Below are 14,546 nucleotides of genomic sequence, written 5' to 3'. Positions count from 1 at the left end.
ATACCGTAAGGGTAAAAAACAATCTCGTAATTATCACAAGGCTAGAAAGCGATATGCTCGGAAACATTTAAGAGTAAGTAGGCAACGAGAAGAGTTTGTCAAAAGTGTGGCACTCCGTTTAGTTAAGTCTAACGACTTAATCGCGTATGAAAACTTAAATATCAAAGGCATGGTCAAAAATCGTCATTTAGCGAAGTCGATAACCGATGCAGGATGGTCTGTTTTTAGGCAATGGCTAGAGTATTTTGGGGACAAATACTGCAAGTTAACTATAGCTGTCTCACCTCATAATACGTCTCAAAATTGTTCTAATTGTGGACAAAAAGTCCACAAGTCGCTATCTACTCGAACCCATGTTTGTCCTCATTGTGGATATACAGATTGTCGAGACAGAAACGCCGCTTTAAACATCTTGCAAAAGGGATTAAGTAGCGTGGGGCGCACGCACCCCCCCCTGCCCCCCCGACATCGGGGGGGTGGGGGGGGGAGAGATTCCCTCTTGGTTGGTTGGAGAAATCCTGCTTGCTAACGGAGACTCAATGAACGAAGAATCCCCGTCTTTTTAGAGCGGGGAGCGTCAACAATCACATCTCTCGATGAATACTCAAAAAATGCCTCGTCTCTGTGGGCTAAAAATTCAGGCAATTACTCCCTATTCTCGCGCTTGGTCGCAACAGCGAGCGCTGGTGGAGGCAAGAATCGCTAATCCCGACTTGCCCGATATGCTGCTCCTACTGGAACATCCCCCCGTTTACACCCTCGGTACCGGTTCAGATATTAAGTTTATTAAATTTAATCTTGACAAAACCGACAAAGAAGTGTATAGAATCGAGCGAGGAGGCGAAGTTACCTATCACTGTCCGGGGCAGTTAGTGGGCTATCCGATCCTCAATTTGCGCTATTATCGGCAGGATTTACACTGGTATTTGCGACAATTGGAAGAAGTCATCCTGCAAACTATCGCTATTTATGGATTGTCGGGGCAAAGAATCGCGGGCTTGACAGGGGTATGGGTAGAAGGGTATAAAATAGCTGCGATCGGTATTAAAGTTAGTCGTTGGATTACCTATCATGGTTTTGCCCTCAATGTTTGTCCCGATTTAAGCGGGTTTGCCGAGATTATTCCCTGTGGGATTGCTAATAAACCCGTGGGCAGTTTAGGGCAGTTTCTGCCTAATATTAGTCTTAGGCAAGTACAGCAAGATTTATCGAGAGTTTTCGCCTCAGTTTTCGGTGTGGAATTATTTTCTATTTTCTCTTGACAAGGATTAGTATGAGCGATCGCAAAGACCCAGAAAAACTCGCGGCGGAAAATAGGACTGATAACCCCGAAAATAACGGTAAAGCCGGTTTATCGCCCCCCGATGCCTCCGAATACGTCTCCTCCTTATCTTCCCGTAATCCTCTGCGTCAGCGCATCCTAGTATTAAAAGACCTTCGACCGGGTAACGCGGGGTTATTACTGGCCCCCCTGATGGTGATGACCATCGGCCTCGTCTTTAGCTGGGACTGGTTAGGCTTTTCTGGGGCGATAGTAGCGATATTAATATCTTTACAGGTGATTTTACCCTCTATTCGCCAGTGGATCGCCCATTATCTCACCCCCTCTGAACGTCAGACGGTTTTCGCTTTTATCGTTTTTATAGCCGCTCTGGCCGGATTAGGGAAATATTTAGGAGTTTACGATCGCATATTGCGATGGTTGGAGAGTTTTAAATACGATGAGTTCGGTTCCTGGGCCGAGTGGGTGGGGGCCTTGGGACAGATTATGATCGCCGTGTTAGCGGTTTATGTGGCCTGGGAACAGTACGTTATTTCTAAGGATTTAACCATACAACAAAATCGCATTACCCAACAACAGACGATCGATTCCTATTTTCAGGGGATTTCTGATTTAGCCTTGGATGAGGAGGGATTTTTAGAAGATTGGCCCCAGGAAAGAGCGATCGCAGAAGGTCGCACCGCTTCCATCCTCAGCAGTGTCGATGCCGCCGGAAAAGCGAAAATACTGCGTTTTTTGAGTCAATCGCGGCTATTATCACCGATTAAACGCGATCGTTATCTAGGGCGACCGATTCTAGACGGGGAAGGGGGTTATGCGGAGGATCGAGAGTTCGGTACAAGAGTAGTACAATTGGGGGTAATGTTAGCGGGGGCCGACATTTCTGGACAGGATCTGCGCTGGACGGATTTAAGCGAAGCGAATATGGTGCGGGCCGATCTAAGTTATGGCGATTTGGTAAAAGCAAATTTATCGCGGACAATTCTCTACGAAGCTAATTTAAGAGGGGCAGATATGAAAGGGATGCGTTTATTTTACGGTTCCCTAGAAAATGCTACCCCCCGCAGTCGTACCGTTCCCCCCAATTATGACACTGGAGAACACACGGGAGCAGTGGTAGAAAATGTCAATTTTACCGGGGTGAAAAACATGAGCGAGGAACAACGTCACTATTGTTGTCGTTGGTGTGGGGAAAAGTCCCGCGCAACCATTCCGGGGGGGTGTGGTGATATTGCCAATCTTTTGGGTCGATAATTAGGGTTTGCTGAATAAATCTAAAAACCTTGTTGGATAATATCTTTAGGCTTTACTCAATTGATAATTTTCCGCCCCAACGATCCTGGGGAATAAAAGTCCGCTCTAGATTAATTTTTGCCACGGGTTCTGTGAGGGTAAATTCTCCCGATTCGATCAGTGCTTTTAATTCTAAAGCGGCTTCCCGGGCTAAGGAAATACTGGCCAAAGGAGCCACCTTAACACTTTTTCCCTCGATCATAATCCGACCGCTTTTTAGTTTAGCGTAGGTGATTAAACCAAAGGTAGGACGGACTCGCCGGGGAATGGAAAAATCCACCACTGGAGCGACAATTTCCTCATCTTTTACCGCACAATGTCGAACGATTTCCTCGCTTAAAATTGGAATCGGTACCGCTACTCCTAACATTAAAGAAGCCCCATAATTTTTGAAATAACAACCTCGCACCCAACGAGCATTCATTTGTTTCGCATCACCAATTAAGGCTAAGGTGGAAGCGGGGCCAATAGGAGTGCGATTTTGTAGGCGTTTTTGCAGGGGAAAATGTTGGGTTCCTTCCCAGGCAATATAACCGATTCCTCCTCCCAAAAAAAGGCGCGTACCGATGCCTATAGCCTCTAAATCGGGGTCATTTAACAGGGGAGAAATTGCGCCAGGGTTAGAATAAACTGCATTACCTAATCGCGGCTGTAGTGGTCCCAAATAAGTATATAAAGTCCGCTCTCCCCCATTGACTCCGACGATAAAATTCTGGTAGAGATTGCGAGGATTAAAAAGATAAAATTGATTGATGGTATCCTTAGAAATAATCGTTTCAAAAGAAGTGCGAGGATAACAATCGGTAGCCTGGCCGACAGCGCGCAATTGAATCGATTTTCCGGCGATTAAATCCTCAATAATATGTCCGCCGCCCCTTTCGGGATTTTCTCCCTCTAAATTCTCATTTTTGGCCGCTAGATCACTAATAGCACTGGCTCCTAAATATAAATCCACCGCCCCAAAACCAGCATAAGCAGGAATGCCATCTAACCAACATTGAAGAATTTTGATCGGCGGATCCGTCTGACCTAAATTAATAATTGCCCCCGAAGATTCCATCGGTTCAAAAGTTCCTGTACAAACCACATCTACTTGGGAAAAAACCTCCTTAATTCCCATCTCACTCACGCGGCTTTTTAATTCCTCTACTGTCCAGACTACAGCAGTTTTTTTAGCGATTTTGTCGTTGATTTCAGCGATTGTTCTCATAATAAGTAGCTGGTTATAATTAAATTGAAGATGGCTCCCCCCTTAATCCCCCCTTAATAAGGGGGGTGCCGATCCCCCCTTAATCCCCCCTTAATAAGGGGGGCATCTGAAAGTTTTCAACACCTACCTACTTAAAAATTGGTCGGATGGGGGTTAGGGAGCTTTTTGCTGTTATCAGTCAACAGTAATCAGATGTGAGTTTTCAGTCAGTGGTATTAACTGAGCAGTATTAAATGGCCATAACAGTGCTGTCTTTTCACCGATTACTGATTACTGATTACTGATTACTGTTATAAGATGAAAAAGGGAAAATTTACGATCGAAGCTTTTCTATGACAGTTACACCCGTTCCGGCCTCCTTTAATCCTGTTTCTGGTCTAGTTAACCGTATTCTCGGCATAAAACCGCTTTTTGACATCGCTCGCTATCAGGCCCGCAATATGATGATTAAAAGAGCCGAAAAACTAGGCGTACCTTGGCGAGAAACCGTCAAACAATGGCAGCAACGGGATTGGAGTCAGGAACTGCAAGCGGTAGAAAACCCCGATCTCGTCTATCCCGAATACTACGTTTGTTCTTTGCACGCTTACGAAAAGGGCAATTTAGACTGGTTGCCAGCTTTTGAGGTAGAATCTGCCACCTATGCTGTCCATTCTACCATTTGGCCTGGGGCGGGGATGGACGGCGACCCGCGATTGCGACGGGAATATCACCGGATATTGAAGGAGCAAATCAAGGCAGAAATTAACGATATTGTCGATTTAGGCTGTAGTGTCGGCATGAGCAGCTTCGCGCTGCAAGATACTTATCCGCAAGCGCGGGTAACTGGGTTAGATCTCTCTCCCTACTATTTAGCCGTTGCCCAATACCAGGCTCAACAAAAACAAAAGACGATTCAATGGCAACACGCAGCCGCGGAAAAAACTCAATTACCCAGTCAGTCCTACGATCTGGTATCTTCGTTTTTAATGTTCCACGAACTACCCCAACAGGCTACTAGAGAAATTTTCGCCGAAGCGCGTCGTTTATTGCGATCGGGGGGTTATTTGACGCTGATGGATATGAATCCGCGCTCGGAAATTTATCGAAAAATGCCCCCTTATGTCCTCACCTTACTCAAGAGTACCGAACCCTATCTCGATCAATATTTTACTCTCGATATCGAACAGGCATTAGTTGAAGCGGGGTTTCAAGCACCGATCATTACCCCCACCAGTCCCCGACACCGGGCGATTGTTGCGCGGGTTTCCGAATCATAATTTTGAGGTAATCAATGAAGATAATTTTTCGTCAAAGCTGGACAAAGATATTAACTATTGTCCCTCTCTTCCTGTTAATTTTTGCCAGCAAAACCCTCGCCCATCATGCCACGGGAGGGCAAACTCCCGATAATTTTTGGAACGGATTTTTATCGGGTTTAGCTCACCCGGTTATCGGTTTAGATCATTTAGCTTTTGTGGTGGCTAGTGGTTTAATTGCTGTGGGGATGGAACAGGGTTTATTAATTCCGATCGCTTTTGCGATTGCCACTTTAATCGGGACGGGGATTCATTTACAGGGAATAAGTTTACTTTTTCCTGAAGGGATTGTTGCTCTTTCTGTGGTGCTTTTTGGCGTAATTTTAACCCTGAAAAAAGGTTTACAAAATCATTCTAATCTCTATACGATCGCTCTGGCAACTCTGGCAATGATCGCGGGAATTTTCCACGGTTATGCCTACGGAGAATCCATTATCGGGGCGCGAGTTGCCGCTTTAGTTGCCTATTTAATTGGTTTTACCGTCATCCAATTAGCGATCGCATCTGGTGCTTTTTTCCTTGGCAGTGTCATCAAGGAAAAATTAGCCAAGCAAGCGACTCTAATTAGTAAGTTCATCGGATTGGCAATTATGGCGATCGGTACAACTTTTTTAGTGGGAATTAAGTAAATTAATCTCGGTGGGGCTAATTATTAATGGCTCTCTTGAGGTTATGGGATCGAAGAAAGGGCGTACATATACGCCCCCACCAATCAGAGCAGGTGCAATCTAGGGGCGCAGCATCGATAGTTTGATCGCAGATTGTTTGCAGATTGTCTAGAGAGTCTGTAGGGTGAGCATTGCTACTGTTTACTGTTCACTGTTCACAGCAGAAAACTCCCCACACCCCATACCCTGCCCCCACAAAAAACTTTTTGCCGCAAACCCTAAAATAGAGCCAAGGAAGTTAGTAGAGAGAGAATGCTATTTTGCCAGCTATGAGCCAAACCTTACCTAAAACTGTTAATTTCGAGGAATTCGTCCCTTGGCTGCCTGAAAATTCTGGAGTACGTTATGAGCTACACAATGGAAATATTATTGAAATGGCACAACCCGCAGGAGAACACGAGGAAATCAAAGGATTTTTAACTGTTAAACTCAGTGGAATAATTGATAGACTGGGGCTTCCTTATTTAATTCCTAACCAAGCGATTGTCAGACCTACTGGTAAAAATTCTGGTTATTTTCCTGATGTATTAGTGCTAAATCGAACCAAGCTCGCTCAGGAAAAATTATGGAAAAAAGAATCAATTATTAGTGAGGGTGCATCTATCCCTCTGATCATTGAAGTGGTATCGACTAACTGGCGTGATGATTACTACTTAAAATTTGCTGATTATGAAGAAATGGGTATTCCTGAATATTGGATTGTCGATTATGCAGCCTTAGGTGGGCGTAATTTTCTTGGCACTTCTAAACAACCGACAATCTCTGTTTGTCGCTTAGTTGAGGAAGAATATCAAATTCGGCAATTTCGAGACAGCGATCGCCTAATTTCCCAGACTTTCACGGAATTAAATCTCACTGTCAATCAGATTTTCTTAAGTCTGTAGGGTGTGCATCGTCCACCTTACTCTTTTCGTTTTTTTGTTCAGTTTGAGGGGTTGATTTTGCCGCTTAAAATTCGCAATTATTGCCTTTATTTGCTCCATCTGCTTGGTTTTTAAGCCATTAATCTCAATTTATTCTATCGCTTTCGTGTTCATGTTCTCAAGGTCGTTACTAAGACAAGATCGTAAACTAAGACGCATTTTAAATGAGAGAAATTTGGGGTTCCCTATTTATTTTTTTAGTCTGTCCTATAATCGGGGGATTGCCTCTGATCGATTGGATAAATTATCTCGTAACTGGACGTAAATTATCCCAATTAGGTACTGGTAATATCGGTGTAACTGCCGCCTTTTACCATGGGGGTAAATTAGTGGGAATTTTGGCGGTAATTTCGGAAGCAGCCAAGGGAATTATCGTTATTTTCCTAACCCGTTTATTTTTTCCCACCGGCTCTACTTGGGAATTATTAGCTTTAATTGCCTTAGTCATGGGACGCTATTGGTTAGGAAAAGGTGCAGGAACTACTAATGTTTTCTGGGGATTAATCGTTCACGATTTTGTCGCTGTTTTTCTCACCTCAATCATTAGTGGAATTAGCTTTACTATTTTTCGGGAAAAATCTACGGGTAGATTGGTAGGATTATTTTTATTAGCTTTAATTCTCACCTTGCGCCGTCCCCACGATTCAGGTTATATTATAACGGCCATTGCTTTAGCCTGTTTATTAGGGGCAATTTTTCAAAAAATCGCCGACGATTTAGACTTACCCGAAGCAAGTGTTAACAATGAATCAAAAACTATGTTTCGTTTTTTTCGTGGAGATCGATCTATCCAAACTCTTGATGACAATCTCGCTGCTTCAAAAGTGGGACAAAAAGCCGCCACTTTAGCCTATCTTAAGCGTGCCGGTTATCCCATTCCTAGGGGTTGGATTTTACCACCCGGTGATGATCCACAGCCGTTAATAGAATCTCTTCATCCTGATATTAATCATCCCTTAGTCGTGCGCTCTTCCGCTATTGGAGAAGATAGTGAAACCGCTTCATCTGCGGGACAATATACCACAATTCTTAACGTCATCGATCAAGAAAATTTAGCGGCGGCGATTTTAAGTTGCCAAACCTCCTATAATAGTCCTAATGCTGTTAATTATCGACTCGATCGAGGTCAAGAAAACACGGCCATGGCTGTGTTAATTCAAGAACAAATTCGAGGAGTTTTTTCGGGGGTTGCCTTCAGTCGTGATCCGATTAATCCTCTCAGTTTAGATGTGGTTATTGAAGCTTTACCCGGAGATGCCACCAGAGTTGTATCGGGAAGAATCACCCCCGAAAGTTATCGAGTTAATTTAGAAGAAAACATCATCATCGGAGCGGGAGATATTCCCCCAGCTATTATTCAACAGGTAGCTAATCTTTGTCGGCAATTAGAAACCCTTGATCATGGCATTCCCCAAGATATAGAATGGACTCATGACGGACGAAAATTATGGTTATTACAGTGCCGTCCTATCACTAATTTACAGCCAATTTGGACAAGAAAAATCGCCGCTGAAGTTATCCCCGGAGTGATTCGTCCTTTGCCTTGGTCGATTAATCGTCCTTTAACCTGTGGAGTTTGGGGAGATATTTTCCAGTTAGTTTTAGACAAAAAAGCCCTCGATTTGGATTTCAATGAAACAGCGACTTTACACTATCAAAGAGCCTATTTTAATGCTTCTTTATTAGGAACCATTTTCCGTCGCATGGGATTACCTCCAGAAAGCTTAGAATTTCTGACCAAAGGGGCAAAGTTTACCAAACCACCTTTAACGGCAACCTTGGCTAATTCCCCTGGTTTATTAAAACTTTTAGGACGGGAATTACAGTTAGAAAAAGACTTTAGCCAAGATCAAAAAAACTATTTTATCCCGACGCTCGAAAAAATTAACGCTACTTCCCTAGAAGCTTTATCTTCTGGGGAGATTTTAGAGCAAATTGAAGAAATTTTAACCGTCTTAAAAAAAGCTACCTATTATAGTATTCTTGCCCCCCTTAGCTTCGCTTTGCGTCGCAGTATCTCGCAAGTACCTTTTGAGAAATTGGATAACTCCCAAGCACCAGAAATAGCCTCAATGCGATCGCTATCTGAACTGAGAAAAAATACGCTCGATCGAGATTTTGACTCAGCTTTTTCCCTCTGGTTAGAAACCTACGGTTATTTAAGCGAAGTAGGAACCGATATTTCGATACCGAGATGGCGAGAAAATCCCCCATATCTGCTACAACTACCCTTAGATATTCCGGGCAATAATAGCCATAAAAAAGTCAAATCTTCCCACAATGTCCAAAAAAGATTAAATATCAAAAACCAAGTGACTGAAATTTACTCCCGTCTTTTAGCTCACCTACGCTGGCATTTTCTCGCTTTGGAAACCCTCTGGTTACAGCAGCAAATATTATCGGAGACGGGAGATATATTTTATCTAAATTACTCAGAAGTTACTCAGTTAGGTCAGAATAATAAAATCGCCAATCTTAAGCAGATTATCCGTCAGCGTCGCCAACAATTCCAAGAAAACTCTCAATTAACCGATATTCCCTATATCGTTTATGGACAACCCCCGAAAAGAGAATTTTTAGTTTCAAATTTAACTGCCAAAAAACGCTTACAGGGAATTGCCGCTAGTCGGGGGACAGTGGAGGGACGAGTCAAAATTATGCCAACCTTACAAAATCTAGAAATTGCCCCCAATACTATTCTCGTTATTCCCTATACTGACTCAGGATGGTCCCCTTTATTATCCCAGGCTGTGGGCATTATTGCCGAGGTGGGGGGACAATTATCCCATGGTGCTATCATTGCCAGAGAATACGGAATTCCGGCGGTTATGGATGTGCATAATGCCATGAAATTGTTAAAAGATGGTCAATTAATTCGTCTCGATGGCAGTCAAGGAATTATTGAAATTCTCTAGGCATTAGGGGACAGGGTGTGGGGTGTGGGGTTTTCCCGATTTTGAGGAGGTCAATTACCTAATTTTCAGGGAAAAAGTCCCTGAATTTTCCCCCCGATCACTCCCATATCTGGTACTTTTTGATTGACAAAAAGTCTAAAAGTGTTACCCAACAAAGTTTTCAGATTTATTCAGCAAACCTTATCTAATGCTAAATCCTGTTTAAGAAGAGTACCGGAGCGGGAAGTGGGGAAGTGGGGAAGTGGGGAAGTGGGGAAGTGGGGAAGTGGGGAAGTGGGGAAATTGAACTAAAACCCCAACACCCCAACACCCCAACATCTAAAACCTGTCTCCTGACTCCTGACTTCTAACCCAATGTTGGTCAAAGATAAGCAAAAATTATCTATGAACTCCAAACACTTGAGAATATTTAAATTAATATTTCGCAATATTTACAAATTCTTAAGAATTAATTGAGAAAGATTGTTATTTAACAACGATGTTATGCTGGTTACAGCGATTTGATAGAATTTCATAATGGGGTATTTTATGCTTTTTTGGGCAGCAACGCTTGAAACCCTTGCCACACCTAGAAGGTAATCCCAATTAAGACAGGTAAATGAGTCAATTTCACCCACAACGATGATCTTTTTTTTGTGTAGTTTTATTGCAAAAAAAAAGTTTTTTTGACAAAAAGCACAAAGTATGCGTTATGAAGTGGGGAAGTGGGGAAGTGGGGAAGTGGGGTAGTGGGGTAGTGGGGAAGTGGGGAAGTGGGGTAGTGGGGTAGTGGGGTAGTGGGGTAGTGGGGTAGTGGAGCATTTGGCTGAAATTTCCCTAAACCCCTAAATCCCTATCTCCCGACGACTGGCTACTGACTCCTAACCCCACCAAAAAACTTTTTGCCGCAAACCCTACTTAACATCTTCCCCAACAGCCAACCCCTAACATCCCTTTTTCCGAGGTTATCTGCCATTTTCCAATAAAAACCTTCTTTCTGCGCGAACAATTGCCTCTCTAGTGGCTAAAACTGCTTCTGTATCCACCGAAAGAGAAGTCACGCCCCAAGCAATCAAATCATCGATAAGTTCGGGATACTGGACGATAGCCATGCCGCAAACGGAACAGGGAATCTGTAAAACTTTTGCTTGGGTGATAATTTGTTTTAAAGCTGCCCTGACTGCGGGATGACGGGCGTTAAAATATTCTGAGAAATCTTCTCGATCGCTACCTAAAAGTAATTGAGTTAAATCATTAGTACCAATAGCGATTAACTGTACCCCTGCTTGCACATAATCCCTCAATTGAAAGATTACCCCTGGGACTTCCACCATTATCCCCAATTGGAAAGAGGGGACTTGAGTGAGTAAAGCCGATTGTACCCGTTGCCGGCAGAAAATAAATTCCTCAACCCCGCGGACAAAGGGAAGCAGTAAATTAATATTGGTGGCGCTGGTGGTTTGTACCCGTCGTAAAGCTTGCAATTCTAGATCAAATAGAGTCGCATCTAAAATATAACCATGGGTTCCCCGACTGTCTTTAGCCGAATGTTGAGCATCAAAAGAACGATAAAATAAAGGCTTAGGCTGGATACTAAGGGCAAATTGTGCGATTAAATCACTTAATCTCTCGATCAATGCTTCTTGATGCTCTGGAGTTAACCATTCTTCTAGATTACGCTGAGAAAGTAACTCTAAAATCATCCATTCTGAGCGCAATAAACCGATGCCATCAATAGGCAGTTCTCGGATTCTGACAATACTTTCAGTTTGACTGAGATTAACCATCAAACGGGTAGCAATTGCCGTCCCGTCGGTTTCTCTGGGGGGTGGTGGGGGTAAGGAAATCTGTTCCTGAGATGCTAGAGAAATAATTCCCCTCGTACCATCTACTAAAATTATCTCGCCTGAGCGGATAATTTCTGTGGCATTTTTCACCCCGACAATGGCAGGAATGGCTAATTCCCGGGCTAAGATGGCTCCATGGCTAGTTAATCCCCCCTGTTCCGTGATCATTGCTCGAATTTGGCGTAAATGGGGCAGTTTTTTCGGAGGTAAATTAGTAGTAACCAGAATGCAATCCTGAAAATTTGCCTCTGGGGAGTCGAAATTGCTGATCACTTTTGCCACTCCCGATGCCAACCCTGGGGATGCCCCTAATCCTCTTAAGGGATAATTGGAGGTAGTAGGTGTGATTTCCTGGCTGTGACAGTTGAGAATATAAATTTGACCATCTAGCATCATCAGCCATTCTATGCTGGTTAAGCTGGGTTTTTCCGCCAGTAGAGATTGAACCAGTTGACAAAGGCGATCGATGGCGAAATTATCTAAACAGTAGCTTTCCTGTAAACTGGGTGCTAATAATTGTGGTGCAAGCAGATTACTGTCACTGTTGAGATAATAAGCGCGGGATTTATTGCCTAATTGCCGACTGCGTAATTGACCAGAGCGATCGATAATATAGGTATCCGGTGCCACTTCTCCATTAGCTAAACTGTGTCCTAATCCCCAAACTGCCTGAATTTGCCAGTTATCCTCATTAATCAGCACATTTCCCGCACAATTGGCTGGTAATAACGGTTGTACCAGTAAAGATAATTGAATTTTTTCTAAACCAATTCCCACTTTTCGCCAATAAAATAGACTTCTGGCGGTGAATAACTCCGCCCAAGCTTGTTTTAGGGCATTTTCTAGATTATCTGCTTTAATTCCACTGATGGGGGCGGAAAATAAACCGAGAGTTCGCCGAGCCAGATGAGCAGGTAAGGAAAAGCGCCATACTAGGCTATCCATGGATAATTGTGCCACGGCCGCCTCTAGTTCTTCTAACCAGAGAGGAGGAATTTGCGCTTGTAAAATGGCCCGCCGACTTTCTCTCGCAACTAATTGCAGAGCTTTTGGGTTATCTACGTCTAAATAGAGGGAAGACTGGGGAAAATCAGTCAGGAACGAGTCAGCATTGTTAATAGTTTCCAAAAATTCCGCAAAAATGCGGTTAAAAATGGCAAATCCCCTGATAATTGGGTATCCTCGCTGGTGTAATTCACTGGCAATAAAAGCTTTTTCCCCCACCAGGGGGCGATCAGAAGCACTAATGCGATCGAGCCAGCAGAGAATGGTCACGGGATTTGTTAAGAATGGTGAAAGGATTGTAAAATCATTGTGTGATTTTTGTAACTTTTTAGTTCTATCTGCTAGTTTAACTCAGCGTCACTATCTTGAGGATGATCTGGGAAGTGGGGTGTGGGGAATTATGAATTATGAATTATGAAGTGGGGAGCGGGGAAGTGGGGAGATGGGTAGGGTTAGGAAGAAAAAAGCTGCCTTTTGCCTTTTGCCTTTTGCCTTTTGCCTCCTGATTACTGACTCCTATCTCCTTAGCTGATAAGATAGGATTCGGACAATATTCGATCGCTGCGAGAAATTGATGGACACACCTGCGAAAGTTTTGTTAGTGGATGACGAACCGGGGGTTCGTGAATCTGTGCAAGCATATCTACAGTACGGGGATGACTTCGAGGTAAGAACTGCTAGTAATGCTAACGAAGCCTGGGATTTACTCAATCAAGAAATTCCGGAATTAGTTATCTCCGATATTATGATGCCGCAGGTGGATGGCTATCAGTTTCTCAAGAAATTGCGCGAAGATGCTCGTTTTCAGACAATTCCCGTGGTTTTTCTCACTGCAAGGGGGATGACAAGCGATCGCATTCAGGGTTATAATGCCGGTTGTGATGCTTATTTATCCAAGCCTTTCGATCCCGAAGAATTAGAAGCATTAATCAAGTCTTTAATCGAGCGCCGTCGTCAATCCTTGCAAGCCACCAGCGAAAACGCTAGATTAGAAGAAATTGCCCGAGATATCCGGGAATTAAAACAGCAGGTGGGACAACAGAACACTTTTACTACCACTCCCCCCCCGATTAAAGTTGATCTTACCCCCCGGGAACAAAGTGTTTTAGATTTAGTAGCGGAGGGGTTGATGAATAAAGAAATTGCCAGTCGTCTAGAAACAAGCGTCAGAAACGTAGAAAAATACGTCAGTCGCTTATTTAGCAAGACTGGTACTAATAGTCGCACGGAATTGGTACGTTTTGCCCTAAAACACGGTTTAACCAGTTAATATAGCAGCTAAGGACAAAGTAGCAGGCAACTTTCTTCTTAGAAATATCCCCTGGGGAAAAAGGCAGATGACAAGCAACTGAATTACCGATGGAAAAACAACTTTGGCAGTGAATCACCCTCGATTTAAATATCTGTCATGGCAAACCTTGCCTTCGAGGATTGCGTTATCCTGTTGAATTTATCCTAGAATTACTTAGTTCTGGCATGAGTATCGAAGACATTTTAGCCGACTACGATGATTTGGAACGGGAGGATATTCTAGCGGCGTTATTGTTTGCCACTCGATTAACTCAGGTAAAAAGCATCTACCAAATTGCACCATGAAGTTTTTAGTCGATTTACTCAACATTCCCTAATAGAAATGAGTCGCAACTCAATTATCGTTCATCATTAGTAGTAGGACAAGCTGAAATTAGCTTTAAGTGCTTCACGAAAGGAATAAAATCTTTATCTGAAAAAAGGAGCGGAAGATTATTTTCAATACAAAAGGAGGCAATAATAACATCAGCAGTTTTTCTAATAGTTATCCCCTTCTTGCGTAACTGGCGATAATTGTCTGCGCTTTTCAATGCCATTCTCAAACCTAGTAAATCATAAATAGTCAATGAAGTTAGTAAGCGATAGGCTATTTGATAATCCTTATCACTCCTAAAACCTTGGAGAACTTCGGTGAGAATAATATCACCAATAGCTATCGGCTCAACTCCCAGCAATAAATCAAGTTCTGTTGTTTCCGTAGTATTATAACCATTGAAATAATCAATCCAAACACTAGAATCCACAAGAATCATTGATTGTGCCTCATTTCCTCAAGGTTTCCTTCCCATTTAAGCTTACCTTTAAAGGCTTTAATT

14 protein-coding genes are annotated in these 14,546 nt (G+C 43.1%); 11 read left to right on the top strand and 3 right to left on the bottom strand.

Annotation, left to right across the window (positions count from 1 at the left end):
• From O9324_RS17300 to O9324_RS17290, 3 genes are all read left to right on the top strand, one after another.
• The coding region (locus O9324_RS17300) for an RNA-guided endonuclease InsQ/TnpB family protein (protein WP_288140832.1) at nt 1-529 on the top strand (529 nt) is incomplete at its 5' end.
• Between the two features lie 67 nt (nt 530-596).
• Entirely contained in the window at nt 597-1,262 is a 666-nt protein-coding gene (gene lipB / locus O9324_RS17295) for a lipoyl(octanoyl) transferase LipB (protein ID WP_288140831.1), read from the top strand.
• Nucleotides 1,263-1,273: 11 nt separating this feature from the next.
• Nucleotides 1,274-2,536 carry a pentapeptide repeat-containing protein gene (locus O9324_RS17290; RefSeq protein WP_288140830.1) on the top strand — a complete coding sequence of 421 codons (1,263 nt, stop codon included), beginning with the start codon at nt 1,274-1,276 and terminating at the stop codon, nt 2,534-2,536.
• 52 nt (nt 2,537-2,588) lie between these two features.
• Here the strand turns inward: O9324_RS17290 and O9324_RS17285 are convergent, their stop codons facing one another.
• Complete coding sequence (locus tag O9324_RS17285) at nt 2,589-3,785, bottom strand: homocysteine biosynthesis protein (protein ID WP_288140829.1); 1,197 nt, start codon at nt 3,783-3,785, stop codon at nt 2,589-2,591.
• Between the two features lie 332 nt (nt 3,786-4,117).
• On the opposite strand from O9324_RS17285, the gene O9324_RS17280 reads away from it, so the two are divergent.
• The 6 genes from O9324_RS17280 to O9324_RS17255 all read left to right on the top strand — a co-directional run bounded on the left by O9324_RS17280 (nt 4,118) and on the right by O9324_RS17255 (nt 10,358).
• Nucleotides 4,118-5,044 carry a class I SAM-dependent methyltransferase gene (locus O9324_RS17280; protein ID WP_002789851.1) on the top strand — a complete coding sequence of 309 codons (927 nt, stop codon included), beginning with the start codon at nt 4,118-4,120 and terminating at the stop codon, nt 5,042-5,044.
• Between the two features lie 14 nt (nt 5,045-5,058).
• Nucleotides 5,059-5,712: a HupE/UreJ family protein gene (locus O9324_RS17275; RefSeq protein ID WP_002789850.1), complete on the top strand. Its 654-nt coding sequence runs from the start codon at nt 5,059-5,061 to the stop codon at nt 5,710-5,712.
• Nucleotides 5,713-6,020: 308 nt separating this feature from the next.
• Nucleotides 6,021-6,635: a Uma2 family endonuclease gene (locus O9324_RS17270; RefSeq protein WP_288140828.1), complete on the top strand. Its 615-nt coding sequence runs from the start codon at nt 6,021-6,023 to the stop codon at nt 6,633-6,635.
• Between the two features lie 203 nt (nt 6,636-6,838).
• Complete coding sequence (locus O9324_RS17265; protein WP_288140827.1) at nt 6,839-9,589, top strand: glycerol-3-phosphate acyltransferase; 2,751 nt, start codon at nt 6,839-6,841, stop codon at nt 9,587-9,589.
• Between the two features lie 141 nt (nt 9,590-9,730).
• Nucleotides 9,731-9,880, top strand: a complete 150-nt coding sequence (locus O9324_RS17260; protein ID WP_288140826.1) for a hypothetical protein — start codon at nt 9,731-9,733, stop codon at nt 9,878-9,880.
• 355 nt (nt 9,881-10,235) lie between these two features.
• Nucleotides 10,236-10,358: a hypothetical protein gene (locus O9324_RS17255; protein ID WP_288140825.1), complete on the top strand. Its 123-nt coding sequence runs from the start codon at nt 10,236-10,238 to the stop codon at nt 10,356-10,358.
• Nucleotides 10,359-10,533: 175 nt separating this feature from the next.
• On the opposite strand, the gene O9324_RS17250 is transcribed toward O9324_RS17255, so the two are convergent.
• Complete coding sequence (locus O9324_RS17250) at nt 10,534-12,690, bottom strand: putative PEP-binding protein (RefSeq protein ID WP_288140824.1); 2,157 nt, start codon at nt 12,688-12,690, stop codon at nt 10,534-10,536.
• Nucleotides 12,691-12,994: 304 nt separating this feature from the next.
• Between O9324_RS17250 and O9324_RS17245 the strand changes: the two genes are divergently transcribed.
• Together O9324_RS17245 and O9324_RS17240 are read left to right on the top strand one after the other, a co-directional pair.
• Nucleotides 12,995-13,690 (top strand): response regulator transcription factor, encoded by a 696-nt coding sequence (locus tag O9324_RS17245; RefSeq protein ID WP_002767277.1) that lies wholly within the window; start codon nt 12,995-12,997, stop codon nt 13,688-13,690.
• A gap of 113 nt (nt 13,691-13,803) precedes the next feature.
• The gene (locus O9324_RS17240; RefSeq protein ID WP_288140833.1) at nt 13,804-14,016 is read left to right on the top strand and encodes a DUF433 domain-containing protein; all 213 of its coding nucleotides are present in this window, start codon (nt 13,804-13,806) and stop codon (nt 14,014-14,016) included.
• Nucleotides 14,017-14,069: 53 nt separating this feature from the next.
• Here the strand turns inward: O9324_RS17240 and vapC are convergent, their stop codons facing one another.
• Nucleotides 14,070-14,483 carry a type II toxin-antitoxin system VapC family toxin gene (vapC, locus tag O9324_RS17235; RefSeq protein WP_079206164.1) on the bottom strand — a complete coding sequence of 138 codons (414 nt, stop codon included), beginning with the start codon at nt 14,481-14,483 and terminating at the stop codon, nt 14,070-14,072.
• Nucleotides 14,484-14,546 lie beyond the last annotated feature (63 nt).

This window comes from Microcystis sp. LE19-84.1B (assembly GCF_027531875.1).
In the GTDB taxonomy this organism is placed as follows: domain Bacteria; phylum Cyanobacteriota; class Cyanobacteriia; order Cyanobacteriales; family Microcystaceae; genus Microcystis; species Microcystis panniformis.
Note: the sequence above shows the minus strand (reverse complement) of the source record. Positions and strands in the feature narration are given on the sequence as shown.